9 protein-coding genes are annotated in these 22,377 nt (G+C 60.6%); 3 read left to right on the top strand and 6 right to left on the bottom strand.

Annotated elements, in window-relative coordinates; all coding sequences use genetic code 11:
- Window positions 1–263: 263 nt before the first annotated feature.
- Both ACFQY0_RS11190 and ACFQY0_RS11195 read left to right on the top strand, forming a co-directional pair.
- Window positions 264–4,775, top strand: coding sequence for a hypothetical protein (locus tag ACFQY0_RS11190; protein ID WP_379712330.1), 4,512 nt, complete (start codon window positions 264–266; stop codon window positions 4,773–4,775).
- A gap of 143 nt (window positions 4,776–4,918) precedes the next feature.
- Entirely contained in the window at window positions 4,919–6,103 is a 1,185-nt protein-coding gene (locus ACFQY0_RS11195; RefSeq protein ID WP_379712332.1) for an AraC family transcriptional regulator, read from the top strand.
- 103 nt (window positions 6,104–6,206) lie between these two features.
- Here ACFQY0_RS11195 and ACFQY0_RS11200 read toward each other — a convergent pair whose 3' ends face one another.
- Complete coding sequence (locus ACFQY0_RS11200; RefSeq protein ID WP_379712334.1) at window positions 6,207–8,021, bottom strand: L-fucose isomerase; 1,815 nt, start codon at window positions 8,019–8,021, stop codon at window positions 6,207–6,209.
- A 291-nt stretch (window positions 8,022–8,312) separates the two neighbouring features.
- Here ACFQY0_RS11200 and ACFQY0_RS11205 point away from each other — a divergent pair, with 291 nt between their 5' ends.
- On the top strand, window positions 8,313–14,459 hold the full coding sequence (locus ACFQY0_RS11205; RefSeq protein WP_379712336.1) for a lamin tail domain-containing protein: 6,147 nt from the start codon (window positions 8,313–8,315) through the stop codon (window positions 14,457–14,459).
- A 53-nt stretch (window positions 14,460–14,512) separates the two neighbouring features.
- Here the strand turns inward: ACFQY0_RS11205 and ACFQY0_RS11210 are convergent, their stop codons facing one another.
- The 5 genes from ACFQY0_RS11210 to ACFQY0_RS11230 all read right to left on the bottom strand — a co-directional run bounded on the left by ACFQY0_RS11210 (window position 14,513) and on the right by ACFQY0_RS11230 (window position 22,251).
- Window positions 14,513–15,184 carry a response regulator gene (locus ACFQY0_RS11210; protein WP_379712338.1) on the bottom strand — a complete coding sequence of 224 codons (672 nt, stop codon included), beginning with the start codon at window positions 15,182–15,184 and terminating at the stop codon, window positions 14,513–14,515.
- A gap of 126 nt (window positions 15,185–15,310) precedes the next feature.
- Window positions 15,311–17,272 (bottom strand): sensor histidine kinase, encoded by a 1,962-nt coding sequence (locus ACFQY0_RS11215; RefSeq protein WP_379712340.1) that lies wholly within the window; start codon window positions 17,270–17,272, stop codon window positions 15,311–15,313.
- Between the two features lie 128 nt (window positions 17,273–17,400).
- A complete protein-coding gene (locus ACFQY0_RS11220; protein WP_379712342.1) occupies window positions 17,401–19,248 on the bottom strand; it encodes a sulfatase in 1,848 nt (615 codons plus the stop codon).
- Window positions 19,249–19,262: 14 nt separating this feature from the next.
- Window positions 19,263–20,462 carry an acetylxylan esterase gene (locus tag ACFQY0_RS11225; RefSeq protein ID WP_379712344.1) on the bottom strand — a complete coding sequence of 400 codons (1,200 nt, stop codon included), beginning with the start codon at window positions 20,460–20,462 and terminating at the stop codon, window positions 19,263–19,265.
- 13 nt (window positions 20,463–20,475) lie between these two features.
- The gene (locus ACFQY0_RS11230; protein ID WP_379712346.1) at window positions 20,476–22,251 is read right to left on the bottom strand and encodes an alpha-L-fucosidase; all 1,776 of its coding nucleotides are present in this window, start codon (window positions 22,249–22,251) and stop codon (window positions 20,476–20,478) included.
- Between the last annotated feature and the right edge of the window lie 126 nt (window positions 22,252–22,377).

Genomic DNA, 22,377 nt, shown 5'->3' on the forward strand with positions numbered 1-22,377 from the left:
GTCGGGATTCCACGCGTCGCTTGGGCAGGACAATGGATCAGCGGAGAAGATGGAGTCCGTTTGAGCTTTCATGACATTCCCGTGACACATCTTCCTGCGGGTTCGGCTCAACTCCGCTTCCGTCGTTGATCCGTGCTCCTTGAGATATCTGCGGGGGCGGAGGCTTTCCGATTCCGTGATTTTTCTGAAACTTGATGGTGCTTTTCAACGGATCACTTGTGTCAGCATGTGGTGCTCCAACTCCCTGTGTCCCTACTCCTACCATGAACCGCTTCCGGCCATTTGTGCTTCTGCTTTCCCTGACCCTGATGTCTCAGGCCATCGCTCAGAATCCGGCAGGAGGTTTGGACTCCGATTTGGCGTGGGACCTTGACGGTTCGCCGGCATGGAAGACGGCACCATCATCTTCCGCGCTTCACGGGGGTGATGTGGCACGGGTGCTGCAGGCGGGAGAATCGTCGATGGAGGCCAATGTTGCCGGCCCGGCGGTGATCTCGTTCTCGTGGCGACTGTCAGGTTCCGATGGCAAGGGCTGGGTTTCTCTCGAGATCGACGGTCGTGAAATGGCAATGCTGCGGCGCACCACGGCCTGGCAATCGGTGGCGATCAATTTGCCGTCGGGAAACCATCGCCTGCGGATCGCCGCAGGCGGAATGGCACGGATCCCGGGTGCGGAGGCGATGGTGGATCAGTTTGAGGTGAAATCCGGCGACCACTTTCCCTGGCTGACAGCAATCGGCGATGAGCCTGACTCGCTGTGGGTGGTCACCGGATCGGGGCGCGTGACGGCTGAGGCCATGCCGGGTTTGTGGTTCGATGACGGCCACGTTGCCGCGCTGCGGGGCACGGACCGAGGCGGTCGGACCTCACTGGTCCGCTTGGTCGAAGGCCCCGCGCGGTTGGAAGCCTGGACGAATGCGAAAGGCGGTTCGTTTGTGGCACGGAATCTTGATAGCATCGGATCGATCCGTCGGGTCACGGCTTCGACCGGCAACACTTGGGATGATTCCCCACTGATTCTCGGCCCGGGACTGCATCGGGTGGAGTGGGTTCACTTCTACTGGTCGGCGATGGAGAACGAGGCGGATCCCTACCCATTATCTCCCCCTGCGAACCTCCAGACCACCCCGTCTGATGTGAGCACCCTCGCGTCGCTGTCGATCACACCACTGACCTTGGACAGCGCTCTTGCAGGCGACCTCACCTGGGCTTCGTCAGGCAGCAATCGATTTGTCCCCACATTGGCGGATGCCGAAGCCAGTTCACTCAATCGCGAGCAACTCGCGGCGTTGGCTATCGAGCGCCCTGGTCCCGGCCAAGACGCCCGACTTTCCACGGTGATCAACGGCCCTGCAGAAGTCAGCATGCGCGCCGTGAGCGAGGGGCCGGATGGCGATGTCTTCCGCATCCTGGCGGGGGGTGAGGTAAAGTATGAGTCAGGGAGTGGTGGGAGCACGGGCTCTCAGATATTCGAAATTCCCGCCGGTCAGGTAAGCCTGGAGTTGGAGTGGATCAGCGGATTGGACGAAGCAAGTTGGCCACCTCGCAAAGCGGCCCTCACCCGGGTGGAAATCCGGCGCCCCTTGCCGGAGTCGGCGGCGACAGCGCTCGATGCGCCGGCGGGCATCACCTTTTTCACCAGCCACCCCGAGGCGTGGGACATTGCCGATGCCACACCTCGCTCGGGCCTGTCGGCCAGCAATCGTCCACGGGTGATTCATTCAAGCGTGGCATTCCCGGAGCTCAGCGCCTGGGTGGACGGCCCGGCGGTTCTCAGCTACTGGCGTCGGGCCGACCTTCCGGCGGGTTCCAGCCTGCGATTTCCGGGCATTCTGAGCGCCTATGATCCCGGGCCATTTTCCTGGCAGGTCGTGAGCGTGCCGGTCCCGAGCGGTCGTCATCGCCTGGTCTGGTATTCGCCCTCACCCGCCCAGGGGTTTTTCTCCGAGGCATCCCGCTATTTCCTCGATGCCTTTCACTTGCAACCCGGCACCGGCGTCAATGCGCTCTCACTCGAGGAGGCGCTGGATACTCCGGGGCGAAGCTGGGCTTCCTCGGGCGATCAGGTAACACCAGGCGATTACGGTCAGCTGGCGTTCGATGGGATGGATGCGGTCTCGCTGGCGCCGGCCGACCAAACCACCTCCGCATGGGTGGAAACCACGGTGCATGGTCCGGCTCTTGGCTCCGTTTATTCCGCTCGATCCCACCTCGGGATCACCTTGAACGGCGAACACCCTGCGCTCGGGACCATCGAAACTACGGTCCCGGATACGCTTTGGACGCGCACGGAATTCTCGATCCCACCCGGTCAGCACGTCCTGCGCCTGGCCGGCTCGGATCCCAATCATCCCTTGATGTTAGATCAGGTGGAGATCACCGGACAGGCCGTCATCTCGATGGCGGATGCCATCGACGCGCCTTCCCAGTCGTTCCATGCCGGCGGCGGACTCTGGGAGCCCCTGCATTCACCCCTTGCCAGCGACGGCGACGCCGTTTTCGCCGGCGGCCAAGGCAGTGCATGGATCGAAACTGAGATTTCCGGCCCGGCGCTTGTCCAGTTCGATTGGCAGGCCGGGCCCGACTACACCCGGCTCACGTTGGAACTTGATGGCGAGGAGATCGCCGTCGCCCCGGTTTACGAACCATGGAGAACCGTGGGTATTGAGCTTCCCGCAGGCAGCCACACCTTTCGCTGGATCTTCACCAGTCCGGAAAACCGCCGTGGCGCACCCGCGGGTCTGAACCAATTCCGGATCACGCCACTTGCCGGGCTCACCCTCGGCGAGGCACTGGATGCTCCCGCCCAGATTTGGTTCACCAGTGGCCCGCCGCCCCACTGGATCGGCCAAACCGACCATTCCCACGATGGTGAGGACGCCACCTGCGTTCCAAGCTCTGACGACGATAGCACGCACGGCGGCAGCGATCTGCAAACCTCTGTCACCGGCCCCGCGCTGGTCCGTTTCTGGTGGCAAAAGGACGGCGATGGCCTCGCCTATTTCCAGATGGACGGCCGCAATCTGGCGTCGCTCACTGAGGAGAACTCCTGGCAGGAAGTGACGGTCGCTGTCCCGCCCGGTAGCCACCACTTCCGTTGGACCCGATTCAAGAACCATTACTTCGAGCGTCGCGCCGCCCTTTACGTCGATGATTTCCGCATCGAATCCCTCCCGGTCGGACTTACCCTTGGCGATGCACTGAACGCACCCGATCTGCCGTGGCGGACCAGCGCCGATGCCTCGTGGGAACTCGCATGGCGCAGTTTGCCGGGCGGCGGGCAGGAACCCGCCGCCATCAGCCCCGCCACGCCTGGTGGGACGAGTTGGATCGAGACGGATATTATTGGGCCCGCTGTGATATCATTTCTCTATCTCGAGGATTCCTTTGGTCTCAGTCAAGGCAGCCTCCATCTGGATGGTCTCCAGGTGGCGACGCTGCGTGGCGCGAGCTGGCCGGATGATGCGGTTTCGCTACGCTGGCCGATTCCTGCCGGAAAACATACGGTCCGTTGGCAATGGCAGGTTGCCAGCAGTAGTGCCTTTGGAAACTCTGCCCTCGAGCGTCTGATGATCGACCGTGTGGAAGTCGCCACCAACACGCCTGAGCTGGAAAGTCTGTTTCCGCAAGCGCTCGGTGTCGGACTCATCGGCAGCCACCCGTGGACGGTGCAAGCCGCTCCGGGGGGCGGCTTTCGCGCCGAAAGCAATCCCGTCCTTCCGGGTTCGCAGTCCGGCATTGAGTTGACTGTCCCCGGCAACCGCGAAGTCGCATTCCGGACCGGGTGGGCGAAGCTGCGATCCAATCGTATTGGCGGAACTTTCCTCAATGCCAATGGCTCCTGGTATGCCGTTCACGGTCAGGGTGGCTACCTCGCCGATGAAATGGATTCCGTCTGGCACCTGCCACCCGGAGCCGATCACACGCTGGCATGGACCAGTGCCAGCGCCAACGGAGCGATCGATGCGATGTTTCTCGATCAACTGTCGATCGACACTCCGGCATTTCCGATCGGCGAATCTCTGGGACTTCCGCAGAAGACTTTCCTCAGCACCGGTGGCGGTCGCTGGTATGGTCAAGATGGCATTACCCACGGTGAAGGTTCCGCGGTTTCCTCCCCAGGCAGTGGCAGTCTCATCACCATGTTCACCGGTCCAGGCACGGTCAGTTGGTGGTGGAAAAGCGAAGACACTCCTACGAACGCCAACGCCCGGCTCATCGTCTGGCCCCATGGCCAACCCGGAATTTACGCCACCGCTACCGGCAGTTTCGACTGGAGGCGTGAGGAGGTGATTCTGCCATGGGGGCAGTCCTTCCGACTTGAGTGGCGCGCGACCGATACCGGTACGGGTCGACTCCTCATCGACGATGTCAGCTTTCGGGAATCCGCGAGCGATGCGTACACCGTCTGGGCCATCGAGGAACTGTTAGGCGGCAAGCAGGCCACCATGGATGCTGATCCCGATGGTGACGGGCAATCCAACCTCATGGAATTCGCCTTTGGCTCCGACCCGCGAAGTCGGCGCTCCGCCTACGTCCAGGACCTCCACATCATCGATGGCCAGATCCACCTGTGTCTCACTCACCCGGACCACGACACCACCGGCCTGAACTACGATCTGGAATTCTCTTCCGACCTCGAGACCTGGACCCGAGTGCGAAGAATTCCCGGCGGCCCGAGCCTGCCCGATCAGGTGATCACATGCCACATTCCGGAAGAAGCCGAGGGAGACCGCGGATTCGTGAGACTCCGAGTCGGGTTTGCCAACGAGTAGATCGGGACTGCTTGTGCTTGAGAAATTGAGGGAGCGTTTTTTGAGGATCCACGCCAATTGATGATGGCGTTCGGTGGGGCCTTGGTGCTTTTCTCGTGGGTGTCCCTGAAGAACTGCGTCATGGAAAACCGCGCCTTTGCATCATGAAACACGTTGCCTTACTGATCGAGTCCTCCCGTTCGTATGGGCGCGGGTTGCTGGAGGGCATTGCAGCCTATGTGCGTTTCGGAGGAGGGTGGTCACTGCGGCACCAGGAAATGTCGTTTGATGCGGTGACGCCGGCTTGGCTGCGTCATTGGAAGGGCGACGGCATTCTGGCGCGCATTGAATCGGCCGAGATGGCGACGACGATTCAGGCGCTGAGGATTCCGACGGTGGACCTGCGCTGCTGGAAGGGCATTCCGGGCGTTCCTCAAATCAATACGGATGATGAAGCGGTGGTGCGAATGGCGATTGACCATCTCCGCCATCAGGGGCTCAGACGCTTCGCATTCTGTGGCTTTGCTGGAGCGGATTATTCGGTGCGCCGCCTGGGGTGGTTGCGAGAGTTGTTAGATGCCGATGAAGCCAGGCCGGCGGTCTACGAGTCCCGGGGGTCACGGCGGCCGACGACGATTGGTCAGGAGTCGAAAGGAATGCTCGATACCGAGGGGGTGACGTCATGGTTGAAGTCTTTGGAGAAACCGGTTGGCCTGATCGCCTGCAATGACATCCGCGCCCAGCAGGTGCTTCAATGCTGTGAAGACGCGGGCATCGCGGTGCCGGATGACATCGCGGTGATCGGTGTCGACAACGACGAGGTGATCTGCGGGCTATGTCATCCGAACCTGAGCAGCGTGGATCCGAATACCCGGCAGATCGGCTATGATGCGGCGGCGTTGCTGGATCGGATGATGCGGGGAGAAACAGTGACGAGCGAAGAGATCCTTGTTCCTCCGAATCGGGTGATTGTCCGGGGATCGACCGATGTGGTGGCGATCGAGGACCGGGTGATCGCTGCGGCTTATCGATTTCTCCGCGAGCATGCCTGCGAAGGGATCGGCGTCGAAGACGTGGTGAAGTCGGTGTCGATTTCCCGAAGGTCCTTGGAACGACGGATGCGGGAGTGCTTTGGCAGGTCTCCCTCGGAATTGATCGCGGAGGTGCGGGTGGCGCGGATCAAGCAGTTGTTAGAGGAGACGGATTTTCCGCTGAAGCGCATCGCCGGGCTCGCGGGATTCGTGCATGACGAGCACATGGCGGTGTTTTTCCGCAAGCAGGTCGGTGAGCCGCCGGGGAAGTACCGGAAGGCCTGGCGCGCGATTCACGCGGCAAGTGAGCTTTCCTGAGGTCTCTTGGACGCCATTCTGCAGGGCCAAAAGAATCAGCCCGGGGTCGCCTGCGGCAACCCCGGGCTGAGATTCGCAACCCCGCGTGGGGTTGGTTGAAGGATTACTTCCGGCCGTAGAGCGGGCCGAAGTTCTCGCAGGCGCGGAAATCGGCGGACTCGCGGTTGTCGGTACCGAAGGCGTTCCAGGTGCTGGGGCGGAAGATGCGCTCGTCGGCGACGTTGTGCATGTAAACCGGAATCCGCAGGATCGAGGCGAGCGTGATGAAGAGGTGACCGACGTGACCGGCGGTGAGCACGCAGTGGTTGGCACCCCAGTTGTTCATCACTTCGTAGGTCGAGGTGAAGGCACCGCGTCCGGTAATGATCGGCGCGAACCAGGTGGTCGGCCAGGTCGCGTTGGTGCGGAGGTCGAGGGTGTCGTGGACCTTGTCGGGAAGATCGACGGTGTAACCTTCGGCAATCTGGAGGCAGGGGCCGAGGCCGGCGACGAGATTGATGCGGGTCATGGTCGAAGGCATGCCGCCCTTGGTCTTGTAGCGGGTGCTCATGCCGCCGCCAGGGAAGTACTCGGTGATCGATGGGTGCCAGGTGGTGGCATCGAGACACTTCTGAACTTCTTCGTCGGTGATTTCCCAGAAGGGTTTCATCGTCGGCTCGCCGTCGGCGCTTTGCTCACCGGTGCCGTCGAGGGCGGCAGGTCCGGAGTTGATCAGGTGAAGCAGGCCGTCGGAGGCCTGACCTTCGAGCTGGTAGCCATCGCAGGCGTTCGCCACGGCGTCGGGGCTCCAGTAGGTGCGCAGGTCGGCGAAGATCTGGGCAGTGTTGGTCAGAAGGTGACCGAAGAGCATGGTCGCGCCGTTGAGGGCGTCGTTCTCGGTGGCGAGAATGTAGGGCGGGCGCTTGCCGTTCCAGTCGAAGGACGTGTTGAGGATCGCTTCCATGAAATCGCCGTTCGGGAAGTGATCGGTCCACTGACGCTGGCCCTGGAAGCCTGCGGCGATGGCCTGGTGGCCATGCGCCTGTTCGCCATAACCCATCTCGGCGAGCTTCGGATTGCCGACCATCAGGTCGCGACCGATGAGTGCCATCTTGATGCTGTCCGACCATTCGGAATCGAGCTGCTCGCGGCTGCGGACCTGGTCCGGGGCGTTGAAATCCTTTCCTTCAAGGCAGTTCTTTTTCACCCACTCGGAGGCGATCTTGAATTCTTCGGCGTCGTACAGGTCCTTGTTCATGCGACCGACCACTTCAGTCATGTCGATGTCCTCGACGCGCATGCCGAGATACTTTTCCCAGAAGGCGTGGTCGACGACCGAGCCGGCGATGCCCATCGAGGTGCCACCCATCGAGAGGTAGGCCTTTCCGCGCATCAGGGCGACGGCGAGTCCGCACTGGGCAAAGCTGAGGAGCTTGTGTTGGACGTCGTCGGGGATGGTCGGGTCACCGGCTTCCTGGACATCTTTGCCATAGATGCCGAAGGCGGGAACTCCCTTCTGCGAGTGACCTGCTAGAACGGCGGCGAGGTAGACCGCGCCGGGGCGCTCGGTGCCATTGAAGCCCCAGACGGCTTTCGGGCGGAGCGGATCCATGTCCATGGTTTCCGAGCCGTAGCACCAGCAGGGGGTGACGGTCAGGGAGACGCCGACGTTTTCGCGGCGGAAGAGATCTTCGGTGGCGGCGGCTTCGGCGACTCCACCGATGCAGGGTTTGGCGACGACGCATTGGACGGGTTCGCCGTTCGGGTATCTGAGGTTTTCCGTCAGGAGTTTCTCAACCGACTTGGCGAGTGCCTGGGTTTGGTCCTCCAGGGATTCGCGAACGCCTCCGAGGCGGCCATCGATGGTCGGGCGGATGCCAATCTTCGGCAAATCAGTGCCCCATGCGGTATTCTTGTTGGTCTGTGGGTTTGTCGACATTCCAATACCAAAGCGAAATTGAGCGGCTTTGGTAAATCAATTTTTATGAGAATCTACGTCTGGCGATAGAAGAATTGCGCCACGATTTCGGTGGTCCTGAATGACGGCGAAGCGGGAATTGGCGGGCGCTCGCTCCTGATCGGTTTTTCCCGCTCCGCGACCCTCATGGCTCTCTTCCCATGGTCCCCGGCGGAGCCTATCGTAAATAATAGCGACTAGACGGATGACGCCATGGGAGGATAAAGGTGAGGTTCCATGTTTATACATCCGTCATTCTCGAGCCATTTGTCTTTGAGCAGCAAGACCCTGGGGATGTTGGCACTGGTGGCCCTGGGTGTCTTTCCTGCGAGTGCGGTGGAGGTCTTGTTCGTGGGTGGCGGGGCATCGCCAAGTCTGGCGGCTGATGCGGCGGCTTTGGCCTATCTTGAAGGGCGCTATGGGGCGTCGGAAGTCGATTATGCGTCCGGCAGCTCGCTGGCATCGGGCGATGAGTCCGCTTATGATGTCGTGGTGATTTCCTCGACCATCGCCAGTGCGGATGTCCGGGGGAAATTCAATGGAAGTCCGGTGCCGGTGGTTTGCTGGGAGCGGGTGGTGGTCGCCAATGGCTCGGGGGATTTCGCGGTGACGAGCGCCGAAAACCAGACGGCGACCAATCACCGCGTGCGAATCAGCACGAATCATCCGATCACAGAGGGATTTTCGGTGGGCCAGCTGGTGCCGATTTGCTCGGGAAGTGCCGAAGTGTTCTGGGCGGTTGCTCCCGATGCTTCGGGGAAAGTCCGGGTGCTTGAGGATGATGACGACAGCACCCGCGGGTTCATCACGGTGGTGGATCAGGGCGGGATTCTGATGAACGGAGGAGCGGCGCCGGCACGACGGGTGGTCGTCGGACTCAAGAACGACACCTTCAGTTCGCTGACGGCGGACGGGCGCCGGCTATTTGGTCAGGCGGTGGACTGGGCTGCGGCGGGATCGCTCAGTGTGGCTGCGCCGGTGGTTGGAAACGCCCCGGCTTCCTCGGTGGCGGCAAGTTCCGCAACCATCGGTGGCACGGTGACGGATGACGGTGGGCTCGATCCGCAGGTGACGCTCTACTGGGGAAACAACGATGGCGGAAGCTCGGCTGAGTCATGGGATCATGCCATCAACTTGGGGACCCAAGGTGGTTCGTTTTCGGCGGAGCTTTCGGGCCTTTCACCATCGACGACCTACTACTTCCGTAGTTTTGCACGCAATGCCGGGGGGGATGGCTGGGCGGGTGCCACGAGCAGCTTCACCACCGCGCCGCCGCCGAACCCACCGGTCGTCGCGAATCAGGCGGCAAGCGAACTCACTTTTTCTTCGGCGGAGCTCAACGGGGCGGTGAGTGCAACGGGCGGCGAGGAGCCGCTGGTGACGATCTTTTACGGACTGAGCGACGGAGGAACGCTCTCGGGGAGCTGGGACGAGTCGGTGGCACTCGGCGGGCAGAGCGGGACGTTCAGCACCTCGCTCTTCGATCTGACTCATGGGACCACCTACTACTTCCGGGCATTCGCGCAAAATTCGGGGGGCTCAGCCTGGGCCGCGACGAGTGGCCGCTTTTCCACCCTGGCAGCCCAGCTTCCAGCGGTGACAAGCTCCGCGGCGGAGTCGGTCGGCGGGAGTTCCGCGCGGATATCCGGGGTGGTGACGGGGACCGGAGGGGATGTGCCGACGGTGACGCTCTACTGGGGCGATGAGGACGGGGGGACGACGGTTGGGAGCTGGGACCAGCGTCTCGTTCTCGGGGCCTTCGCGTCGGATTTTTCGCAGGTCTTGTCCGGGCTGAATCCGGAGACGCGCTACTTTTTCCGTATGGCTGCCGAGAACATCGCTGGGGTGGCCTGGTCGACTCCGACCCGGAGCTTCACCACTCTCGAGGTGAGTCCGCTGGTGCTGAACGAGTTCATGGCGAGCAATGACGGTGGGGCCTCTAACAATCCGAACGGCTGGTGGCCGATTGCCAATCAGGTGCCGGGGGCGAAGGAGGACTGGGTCGAGATTGCCAACAAGGGGACCGGGACGATGAACCTTGCGGGTTGGCATCTGAGCGATGACGCCGGAAACCTGACAAAGTGGACATTTCCTTCGCCGACATGGCTGGGCCCCGGCGAGTTCCTGGTGGTCTACGCCTCCGACGAGGCGGAGCCGGACATCCGTGGAAATCTGCACACCAATTTCAAGTTGTCAGCAGACGGCGAGTTCCTGGCACTGACCCGTCCGAATCTGAGCATCGCGAGCTCCTTCGGCCCCGCAGGTGCGGATTTCCCGGCCCAGAGTGATGATGTGTCTTATGGAGTGCATCCGCTAAGCGGAGCAGCGGTGTATTTCAATGCGCCTACCCCCGGCGCGGCGAATGATGCCAACGGGCTCGCGCAAGTGGCGGACACCAAGTTTTTCCCGGACCGTGGGTTCTATTCGAGTGCGGTGTCGGTGACCATCAGTACGGCGACGCCGGGAGCGACGATTTACTATACCACCGACGGAAGCGCTCCGATCGATGGGGATGGTGATCCGACGGGATCCGCAATGGTCTACGGCGGTCCCGTGATGATCGCTGAAACGACGGCCGTGCGGGCGGCGGCGGTGCTCTCGGGCTTTGCGCCGACGGATATCGACACGCAGAGTTATATCCTGCTCGATATTCGGGGGGCGGCTGTGGATGGGAGTGATCCGGGAGGATTGAACGGCGCTCTGCTCGATCAGGTGAAGCCAGGGGGCTGGGATGATCTTTCCTCGGGGGACTACGAAATGGACCCGACGGTTTCGAGGTCGACGGCGAGCTCGACCGGACATGGCGGATTGAGTGGTTCGCAGGCCTTGCTGCAGGGCATGAGGGATCTTCCGACGATCTCGATTGCGATGGATCGCGACGACTTTTCCGGTTCGGATGACGGGATCTACACCCATCCGCAGTCGAGAAACTCAGGAAGTTTTCCCTTTGCCTGGGAGCGGGCTTGTTCAACGGAATTCATCCCTGCCGAGGGGGATCCTCGCGGCGACTGGGGGGTGAATTGCGGCCTTCGGATTCAGGGCGGGGCGAGTCGCAATCCGGCTAGCAGTCCCAAGCACTCGATGAGTCTTCGTTTCCGCGGTGAGTATGGTGTCGGGCGACTGAACGAGAAACTTTTCCCCGATGGGCCGGTCAATTCCTTCAATGTCCTCTCGCTGCGGGCGGGCTATAACAATAGTTGGATTCATTCGGCGGAGAACCAGCGGGGATACGCTTCCATGATACGCGACCAATGGGCTCGCGACACTATGTTAGAAATGGGTAACGCGGACGGAGGGCGCGGGATGATGGTGCACCTTTATGTGAACGGGCTTTACTGGGGCGTCCACAATCTCTGCGAGCGGGCCGATGCTTCGCACTATGCGGAATACAATGGAGGCGATCGCGATCAGCTGGATGCCTTGAATGGCGGTGCTCCAACCGATGGCGACACAAGCGCATGGGAGACGATGAAGAGCGTAGTGACCACCGGGAGCTGGTCGGAGATTCAGGAGGTTCTCGATGTCGACAACTACATCGACTATCAGATCTTCAACCGCTTCGCGGGAAATGGTGATCTGAAGACCAATGGCAACTGGCGGGCAGCGGGAGGAGGTCCGTTTCCGGCCGGGCAGCCCGGACAGATGGCGCCATGGAGGTTGTTTTCGTGGGATGCCGAACAGATTCTAACATCACCCTCCAGTGCCGTGGTGCCGCGTGATCCGTTAGGAGAGGCCTCGAGCGGGGCGGTGGTGCGGGATGTATTGGAAAGCATTCCCGAGTACCGACTCCGCTTTGCCGATCGTCTTCAGAAGCATCTGTTCCATGGTGGTGCCTTGACGCAGGAGGCCTGCTCGGCGCGCTGGATGGCCAGGGCTGCCGAGTTGGATCGGGCGATTCTCGCGGAATCCGCCCGCTGGGGCGATCATCGCAGGACGCCTGCCTACACCCGGAACGTGGAGTGGCTGGCGGAGCAGTCGCGGTTGATTGGCAGCTACTTTCCGGTGCGTGGTGCGAACGTGATGAACGGCTACCTCAGCGAGGGGCTCCTGCCATCGTTGGATGCGCCAGCTTTTCTGGTGAACGGAGTCGCACAACATGGCGGGGAAATCCCGACCGACGGCACTCTAACAGTCACGAGTCCGAGTGGGATGATTTACTATACTCTGGATGGGAGTGACCCGCGGTTTGAAGGGGGCGGCATCAATCCCGCGGCGACGGGTGTGGCTTCGGGGCAGAGCATCAGCCTGCCATCCAGTCTGCCGGTCCGCGCTCGCGTGCTGAGCGGCGGGGAGTGGTCGGCCTTGTCGGAGAGCGTCTTTTATGTCGAGTCGCTGGCTGCAGCGGATGATCTCGTGATCTCGGAGATTCACTACCACCCCTATGATGCGACGGCTTCGGAGTTGGCGGCCGGGTTGGCACTGGAGGGCCCTCGCGATCTCTCTGATTCGGGCCTCTTCGAATTTGTGGAGCTCCGGAACCAGTCGGCGAATGCGGTGAATCTCTCGGGCGTGCGATTCAGTGAGGGAGTGGCGTTCACCTTCGGAAATCGGGTGCTGAATGCCGGAGATTTCGTGGTCGTGGCGAAAGATGCGGAGGCCTTTGCGATCCGCTACCCCTTGGTTCCCCTTGCAGGCGTCTATGCAGGAAGTCTGGCCAACGAAGGCGAGACCGTGACCTTGCTGTTAGAGTCAGGTGAACGGGTGCAGAGCACGACATATGGCAGCAGCGGGCAGTGGCCGGGGAGGGCGGATGGCGAGGGTTCCTCCCTTGAGTTGGTCGGGTCGGCCGAGGATTCGTCGGGTTCAGAAAGCTGGCGTTCGAGCAGCGAGTTCAATGGCTCGCCAGGCGCGGATGGAGCCGGACCGGATCTCCGTGTGGTGATCAATGAGGTTCTCAGTCACAGCGAACTGCCGACTCTGGACGCCGTCGAACTTTTCAACACCACCGCCAGTCCGATCGATGTGGGCGGTTGGGTTTTAAGTGACCGCCCGTCGGTCTACCGGTCGTTCCGGATTCCGGACGGGACGATGATCGCGGGTGGTGGGTACCTTGTGTTCGACGAGGCGGATTTCAATGCAGCGGAGTCGAATCGGATTGAGAACTACGCAGGTACATTGGCGGCCTCGCCGACGGAGGTGTCCTCTCCTGACCACGGCTTGGGCACGGGCGACATCGTGACGATTTCGGGATACGGCGGGTACGGGGATTATGGAGAGACTTATGAGGTAACGGTGCTTGATGAGAACAGCTTCTCCATTGAGACGCCATTCCTTGACAACCATGGGAGCAAGGGCACATGGACGCCGGGGCGGCCCTTTGCTTTGAGCAGTGCGCACGGCGAGGAGCTGAGCTTGCTGGAATCAACGGAAGACGGGCAGCTGTTGCGCTTTGTTGACCAGGTCGACTTTGCCGCGGCCTTCCCTGGCGAATCGCTGGGTCGTTGGCCGAATGGCGCGGGCTATGGGACACTCGTGTCGATGACATCCGGAACCTTCGGTCGCGCCAACGAGGGGCCGCAGGTGGGACCGGTGGTCATTTCCGAGTTGATGTATCATCGGGAAGGCGCTGCAGGCGATCTGTTGGAGTTCGTGGAGATCCTCAATGCCGGGGTGTTGCTGGAGAACCTCGATCACTGGAGATTGAGAGGTGGGGCGGATTTTGATTTCACGGCTGCGCAACAACTCGCGCCAGGCGAAACCCTGGTGCTGGTAGCGTTTGATCCCGAGGCTGATCCCTCGGCTGCGGAATCCTTCAGATCGGAGTATGGAATCGGCACGGAAGTCCGCCTCGTGGGCCCGTTTACTGACGGGCCACTCGATGATGTGGCCGGCACGGTGCGATTGCAGCGGCCTGACCTGCCTCCGTCCGATGAGCCCGATCACCATCCACAGGTGACGGAGGACGAGGTGCGTTATTCCGCATTGGCACCGTGGCCGGTGCTGGCTGGAGGGGCGGGTGACTCGTTGCAGCGGATCGATCTCGATGGTTTCGGGAATTTTTCCACGAGCTGGACGGCCGCCACGCCGGAGCCGGGTCGCTGGGCCATCGATTTTCTCACCTGGCGTGAATCGTTCTTCGGCGCAAACCTGCCGACCGGCAGCGGACCTGAGGAGGACTTCGATAACGATGGGGTGGACAACCTGATCGAGTTTGCGCTTGGGATGAATCCGCTCGCGGACGATCGTGAGGACCTTCCAAGCTGGTCGCGCGATGGTTCGGAGTTCGTCTTTGCCTACACGAAATCGACGGCGACAAAGGGCCTGACTTCCACCGTGAAAACCTCAATCGATCTGATGGACTGGCAGCCGGTGACGGATAGCTATGTTTCAAGCGAGGGGTTTTTTGAGACCCGTGAGGTCCGAATTCCGATCGCGGGCCCGAAACGTTTCGTCGGGTTGGTCGTGGAGGAGGATTTCTGATGAACGAGGCTCCGGCCGATGGCTGCAACTTTGCGTGCTTCGAGTCGGCCGAATCACTCTTCGCCTTCCATCTTCAGAATCCCCAAGCGGAACGCCTTCGCGATTGCCGAGGGGGCATTCTGGGCGTTGAGCTTTTCGTAGATGTGCGTGACGTGAGTCACGACGGTGTTCGGACTGATGGAGAGTTGGTCGGCGATATTCTTCTTCGCCAAACCTTCCGACATGAGTTGAAGCACTTCCAGCTCGCGATCAGTGATGGGGGATTCGTCGCCCACGTCGGCCGGCAGTTTCGATTTCAGTGAGCTCAGCACGAAACTTGCGATGCGGGCATCGAGAGATGCACCTCCTTTCATGACGTTGCGGATGCCCTCCTTGATCTGACTGATGGTCGCGGATTTCAGGAGGTAGCCGGCTGCTCCGAGTGAGACGGCTTTCAGCACATCCTGTTCATGGTCCGACTGGGTGAGGATGATGATTCTAACATCCGGGATGATTCTGGTGATTTGAGGAATGGTATCCAGTCCGGAGATTCCGGGCAGGTTCAGGTCGAGCAAGATCACGTCGGGAACCCTGCCGGGGTTGTCCTGAAGATGGCGTAACGCTCGCTCGGCCGTGCCGAACTCTCCGATCAACTCCAGATCGGACTCCCGCTCCAAGGCGAGCTCGACCACTTCCCGGTACTCGGGGTGGTCTTCCACCAGCATCACACGGATTGATTGGCTCATATTGATAGGGGATCACGGCTGGAAAGGAAAATCCGCGCGTTCACCGTGGCCAGCCTACGGGGGTAAGCATCGAGGGCTAGCCCTTTTCGAGTCCTCATTTATTATGATCGGTGAGGCAGCGGAAATTCAGCCCTTTTTCAGCCGAAACTTCCGCGTAGGCAGCTCCAGAGTCACGCGAGTGCCTCCGGATTCAGGGCTGTCGACACGGACCTTTCCCTTGAGAATCCGGGCACGCCTTCGAAGTGATGAGGGCACGCCATTTTTGGTCGAATTCATGATGCCGTGGCCATCGTCGCTGATGACCAACCGGATCATTCTCTTTTCCGCCTTCAGATGGGTGGTGAATTTGCTGGCTCCGGCATGGCGGCTGATATTGACTAGGCATTCCTTGTAGAAGAGGAACAGATCGTAGCGGGTCCGACGATTCAGCGCATCGATGTGCTCGATCCCCTCCACTTTGATCTCGTTCTCGAGCCGGGACATGATGCGGCGCGAAGCCCGTCGCATATCCTCTTCGAAATCAGCGCTGACGCCGACGGCTTCGAGCATGTCGGTGCAATGGCGAACCGCCAGGCCTGATCGCTCGGTTTCCGATCGAATGCGCCGGTGAAAGGTTGCGAGCTGTTCCGGGGAATCCCCTGATTCTGCAGCCAGATCACTGAGCAAACCAATGGTGTGAAGATTGGCACCCAACTCGTCGTGGAGGTCGGCCGCCAGGCGCTCCCGGATTCGGCCGACATGGCGCAAGCGGATGATGCGATCGACCAACACGATGAGGATGATCCCTCCTGTTAGAAAGGCCACCAGCCAGGCCAGTCGATTGACCAGGGCTTTCTGTTCAGCATGTTCGCGATCGAGGGCGGCAACGACGAGCGGACGTTCCACTTCCAGTTCGTGACGACGGGCCAGCTCCCCCATCCATTGCCTGATCGGAATGATCTGGCCGTAGAGATTTCGTCCATCGGTGACTGCCGAGAGCGATCGCTCGGGGCTCACGACCTTAAGATCACTCTGAGGCATGATCCCGAGTGCCACATTCCGGCCACGGGAAAAAATTTCGATTTCCGCAAATCCCAGCTGGGCACCTGGGGCCATGCTGCGTTCGGGATTGTAGGGCTCAACCGCGACCAGCCGGACAAATTGACATTCCGTCTCCGGAAACCGCCGGATAATGATGGGGCCGGTATCGTAGATCGATTCCATGCGATACTCGGTAAGCATGACGGCATCGGAAAAATCGGACTTCAGACTGCCCTCGATGATCAGATGGCGTGGGATGCCGAAGTCGACCGCTGCTGTCTGGGGCACGGTGTCGCTCAGGTCGGTGGCATGCAGCTGAATCCGGTTGAGAAGCTGGGGGGAGCCGAGATCAAAGCTTAGAGTCGGCTTGTCGAACTCCTTGCTCTGGCTGACGAATGCGAGGCTCTGTTCGCCTTGCGCGGCGTCCATCAGATAGGGCACGAAGCCATCCACCAGGAAGCGCTTGTCGCGGGCAGGCCCATGATACTGGTCGGGTGAGGAGGAAGTGACCGTTTGCTGCAGGGCGACATTCTCTTCCCCGCTGAAGACAAGAATCTCGGACAGTTGAAGAATGTAGAGGCCGTCCCATGCTCGTGGGGAGAGTTTGGTGGCATGAATCTTCACCCACGAAGCGGTCGTGTCCGGACACGGGATGATCAAAGGAGCGGTTCTCGGGACGAGCTGGTCTGCGGAAGTGAAACGAGCAAGAACAGCCCCCTCGGGGTCGTGCTCCGTGCCCGCGAGAATGCGGAATTCCAGAGGAAAGGCGTCAGCGCGAAAGCCCGACTTCGTATCCCGCCAGAGGGTCGGGACAAGAATGATCTCATCAATGATTTCCTCCTGCGAGAAATCCACCCTGATCCACTCCTCCTCGTCGCTGGTATCGTGGGTCGCCGAGCGGAAACCGAGTGGGCCGACACCGCCTTGGAAGCTGGCACTCGCCAGCTGTTCGAGCTCGGCGTCGATGCCGGTAAGGCGCTGTTCGAGTTTTGTCAGCGACAGCTCTTCGAGCGGATCAGCGGCACCCAATGGAAGAGTGGCAAATAGTAGCGGCAAGATTACGCGCATTTCTGAAAGGATCATTGTCGCCATCGGAATTGAATCAAGATCCATCCATCTGAAAGCATGCCGAGGCCGGTAGTTGCTGGCCCGCTGCGGCGGGTCGGAATCGAGCCCATCCGAAAAGCGGGAGGGAATCACTTGCCGGGAAACGCCCGTTCCGAATATTTTTCAGATCGATCGCTTTCGAGTTTCATTTCGGGATGGCTCACGAGGAAGTGGTTCTCATCGATCAGGTTGAATACGTAGTGCGTGGTGCCGGGGGGAAGGGTGGCCTGCACGCGGCCGTCGCCGAGATCGGCGGGCTCGCGGTACCATTCCTCATAGCGATCACCGCCGTTGTCGGTGTAGATCAGATGCGCCTCCGTCACTTTCGCTCCGCGTTCGTCAAAGCTCATCCAGACCTGGTCTCCGTCGCGTCCGTTCTCACGGGGGAGCGGTGTCGTCTCCGATCCGGGAGGCTTCGCCGGCGAGCGCGGATTGAGATAGGGCGGGCTTGCCTTCATTTCATCAAGGCGCAGCTGCAGCGCTTCGTCCATCTGCTTTGCCCGTTCGGGCATGTTCGAGGCGAGGTTGTTAGATTCCTCGATGTCGATCCGTCCGCCTTTGTCATCATAGAGACGGTAGAGTTCCAGATCGGGTTTCCCGAGCAGGCGGGGCTGCCAGTTGCGGATGAGTTTGAAGCCGCCGATCCGGATGCTGGACTGCATCGCGGCGGAGTTCGGGAAATGCCAGGTCATGGTGTCGCGAGGCTTGCCGCTGGCGTCCACGATCAACTCCGGATGGCTCAGATCGGTCTCGAGAAAGCGGGCGAGATCGGAGCCGTCGAGGTGCTGCCCTTTAGGCTTTGCCGTGCCGGTCCAGCTCAGGATGGTCGGGTAGAAATCGAGGCCGTTGACCATGGCGTCGCTCTCGACTCCCGCCCTGATGCCGGGTCCGCGGATGATGAAGGGGACGCGGACGCCGCCTTCCTTGGCGTTGATCTTGCCCTTGTCGAGCGGCTTGTTGGTGGTGATGAACTCGCCGGGGTGCTTGACGAAGCCGCCGTTGTCCGAGGTGAAGATGACGTAGGTGTTCTCCGCCAGCTTGTGGCCCGGCCAGCGCGGGTCCTCGGTGGTGTCGAGGTAGTTCAAAATACGGCCGACGTAGTAGTCGAGCGATTCGACCATGGCGCCGTAGAAAGGGTTTTTCTGTCCCTCGATCTCCCATTTCTGCGGATCAACAGGAAATGGGACGTCCATCTTCTCGCAGTATTTCTTCAATATCTCTTCGCTGCGCGACTGGATCGGCGCGTGGACCAGCCAGGTGGCGTGGTAGAGGAAGAAGGGCTTGTCATGATTCTCCTTCAGGAAAGTCAGCGCGTCCTCGGTGTTCTGATCGCGGGGGAAGCCATTTTCGTCGAGACGGAAAGGATCGTCCTCCGCCTTGCTGGCATATCCGGTGAGTCGATGGGGCTTCATCGCCTTGCTCACCCCGGTGTCCATGCGTGAGAAGTCGAAGCCCTGGTCTTTAGGCTGAGGAAAGGCGCGGTGGTTGATGGCGACATGCCATTTCCCCACGCAGCCGGTGGTGTAGCCATTCGACTTGAGAGCTTCGGCGATGGTGATCTCGCTGGTCGGCATGCGCCCGCTGTACCACGGAGAGATGAGCGTGCTGCCTTTTCCATAGGGTGAAGGCGGAGCGCCACCGACGACGTGGGTTTTCTGCGCTCGGGCCGGGTGCTTGCCGGAAAGGATCGCCGCGCGGGAGGGAGCGCAGGTCGGGGCGGGCGAGTAGCCTTGCCGGAACATCACGCCCTGATTGGCGAACTTGTCGATGTTCGGCGTCTCGTAGGGGCAGGGTTCGTCGATGTCGTAGCAGGCGACGTCCTGCCAGCCGAGGTCGTCTGTTAGAATGAGAACGACGTTCGGCCTGGGGGGCTCGGGGACTTCTCCGAATGCGCAAGTTGGGGCCAGCAGACCGAGAAGGAGGACAAGGTGTTTCATGCTTGGGGAGAAGACTACTGCTCCTGAAAGTCCGAGCTTGCCGTCAGATCACCGCTTTTCAGATTCACGAACCAAGCGGTGGTCTTCTCCGGAAGGGTCGCTGTGACCACCCATGTATCTCCGTCTTTGCTGAGCTCGGCCGGCGACTCCTGCCACTCGCGCCCGCCGGTGATTCCGGAGTCGCTGGTGGTGACGAGCAGCGCTTTCTCAAAAGGCTTCTTTGATCGGAATTCCACGCGGGCGTTTCCGTCATCCAGCGAGATTCCCGTTTGCTCGCACCATGGCTTGCCGTCAGCGACGATGCTCTTGGCGAAAGCATAGCTATCGGGCTTTCTCCATCCGGCGCCGTGACCGTGACCCATGCCGGGAATCAAGCTCACCAGATGGGGGCCTTTCGCTGCCTGGTAGCAGCCTGCATGAAGGTCGAGGGGGAAATGCTGATCGCCCGGCCAGGAGAACCACAGGCTTGGCATCCTGGCGTCGGCGAGGCGGATCATCGGGTCCCACACTTTCTGATAGAGAGCGTTGTTCCCGAGGGCTCTGCCATACTGGTTTCCCGCAGTGGCGAGGTTGCCACATCCGTAGACCGGGATGGCGAAGGCGAAGCGATCGTCGATCCCCATCACGGTGCTGGTGATCACGCCGCCCCAGGAAATCCCCATCACACCGACCTTTTCGGCATCGACTTCCGGCAACGAGCGGAGCAGCGAATTGGCAAGGACGGTGTCGGCCACCGCATGGTACATCCACTGGTCTTTCAGCGCTTCATCCGAGTCGCCGTAGATCCCGTTTCTGGAAGGGCCCGCCCACGAGTGGCGGTTCCAGGATTTTCCCGTTTTGACATCGGTCTGGCCTTCGACGGCGATGCTGATGGCGGCGAAGCCTTGCTGGTTCCAGAGTTCGACCCAGTTCTTGAAAGCGGTGCCGCCACCGCCATGAACGAGCACGATGCCCGGGACCGGATCCGCGGTGTTTTTCGGCAGACCGAGCCAGGCGAAGACCTTGGTCGGTGAGCCTTTCCAATCGAGCGCCTCGAAATAGATCGGCTTCACCGTGCCGGTGGCTTCGAAGCCATCGGCGACGGTCACGACGGGCGGCTTCGTCAGCCCGGCGAGGGCTCGCACCTCATCCAGTTCCGCCGTGAAGTCCCCGGCGTGAGCGGTTAGGGCGAAGGGGATCCACGCCACAATCACTTTCCACGCTGAGAGCTTCATCGAGTGACTTGGATTAAGGGACCCGGAGGAATCCGATCGATTTGAGGCTCGCGGTTTCGGTGTTTCCTTCGATGCAGGAAACACTCACCTTGTAGCGACCGGGCTTTGGAAATTCGAGCCACCCGATCGGGAAGGACTGATAGTTGTGCGAGGAATTCTGCTGGTTCTGGATGGCCTCGCCGCCTTCCACGGCGACCTTCCAGACGAGGCGTCCTTCACCGGCATAAGTGAGGTCAACCTGATAGTTTCCGGGTTCAAGCACCTCCACTTCCCAGGTGGCGGCGCCGTCTTTCGTCCACTCGGTGACCCGATCGACGTGCTTCCACTCGCCGAACTTTTCCATCCAGCGGGTCGAGTTCTTGGCGGCACCCTCGACGCTTGAGAAGTCCGACCTGATTTCGGTTCTGATTTCGGGATCGAGTCCGAAAGTCGGATCCGCTTCCGGTGGGCCGTCGAGTTCGACTTCGATGACTGAAACCAGTTTTTCAGGAGCGGCGAGAGGCACGCTGAATCGGGTCCATCCATTCACCTTCTTGTGTTCGACGCTTTCCGATTTGTCGCCGTCGAGGAGGCGTGCGGACTTGATCTCGCTCTTCAGCCCGGGGAGGCAAAGCTCGCCGGAATCCGGCCATTCGAAGACGGAGAGAAACATCTTGTTGCCCTTCACGGTCACATCACCCCAAGGCAAGGCGTGTTCCCACGGCGAGGCGTCGGTGGCATACACGACCTGCGGGTACCGGCGGATCCATTCTCCGGATTCCCGCAGGGAATCAACTGCGTGCTGGGGCACGGAACCGTCACCACGTGGTCCGATGTTGAGCATGTAGGTCCCGCCGCGTGCGACTGTGGCGATCAGGCGGTCCAGAATCACCTTGGGAGTCTTCCAATTCTCGTCGTAATAGGCGTAGGCCCAGGAATCATTGGTGGTATCCACGGTTTCCCAGAGACCTTCCACGTTCTTCACCGGCACCTCCATGTCACCGAGCGACTGATAGTCGCCCAAGCCATGGCCCGCCCGTCCGCAGATCATCGCGTCCGGTTGATTCTGGCGGACGACCTCGACGAGTTCCTCGACATACTTCTTGGGGATCTTGCCGGGCGTGTCGAACCAGACGATCTCGATCGGGCCATACTCGCTGGTGATCTCTTTCACCTGCGGAAGGCACTTTTTAAGGTAGTAGTCGTCGAAGGTCGCGCGGTTTCCCTCTTCGTCTTTCCCGGGGCCATTTCCGCCACCGGGGAAGGTCCAGTCCTGATTGTGGGAATAGTAAAAGCCGAAGCCGATGCCGACTTCCTCGCAGGCCTTGGCCAGGTCCTTCATCGGGTCATGGCCGTAGGGAGTCGCATCCACCACGTTGAACTTGTTCGACTTCGAGTGGTACATCGCGAAGCCGTCGTGGTGCTTGCTGGTGATGATGATGTACTTCATGCCCGCGTCCTTGGCGAGCTGGGCGATCGCCTTGGCGTCGAACTTGACCGGGTTGAATTCCTTGGCGAGTTCCTTGTATTCAGCGATCGGAATGCCCGCCATGTTCTTGTTCATGATCCACTCGCCGATGCCGTAGTAGGTCTTGCCGTCGACCAGGTTTGCCAGCTGCGAGTAGAGTCCCCAGTGGATAAACATGGCATAGTTTCCCTCTTCAAAGAGCTGACCCTTTTTGGCGTTCTCGGCTCGGAGTTTGACGACGGACTCGCCCCACATCTTGTCCATTTCTTGAGTGTAGGCTGGAGCGCAAAGCCCCATGGCGGCGGCTGCCATGAGGCAGTGTTTGGTCAGCTTGATGTTCATGATGAATGTGTCGGTACTTCTGCCTAACGTACTTTGGCGAAGACCATTAATAAACACCCAATCTAGTTTCCAAGGTGATTCTGGGTATCCCTATTCTTTAGGATTGCGCGAAATTCGCCGTCATAC

Source organism: Haloferula chungangensis, from assembly GCF_042664875.1.
GTDB classification, from domain to species: Bacteria; Verrucomicrobiota; Verrucomicrobiia; order Verrucomicrobiales; family Akkermansiaceae; genus Haloferula; species Haloferula chungangensis.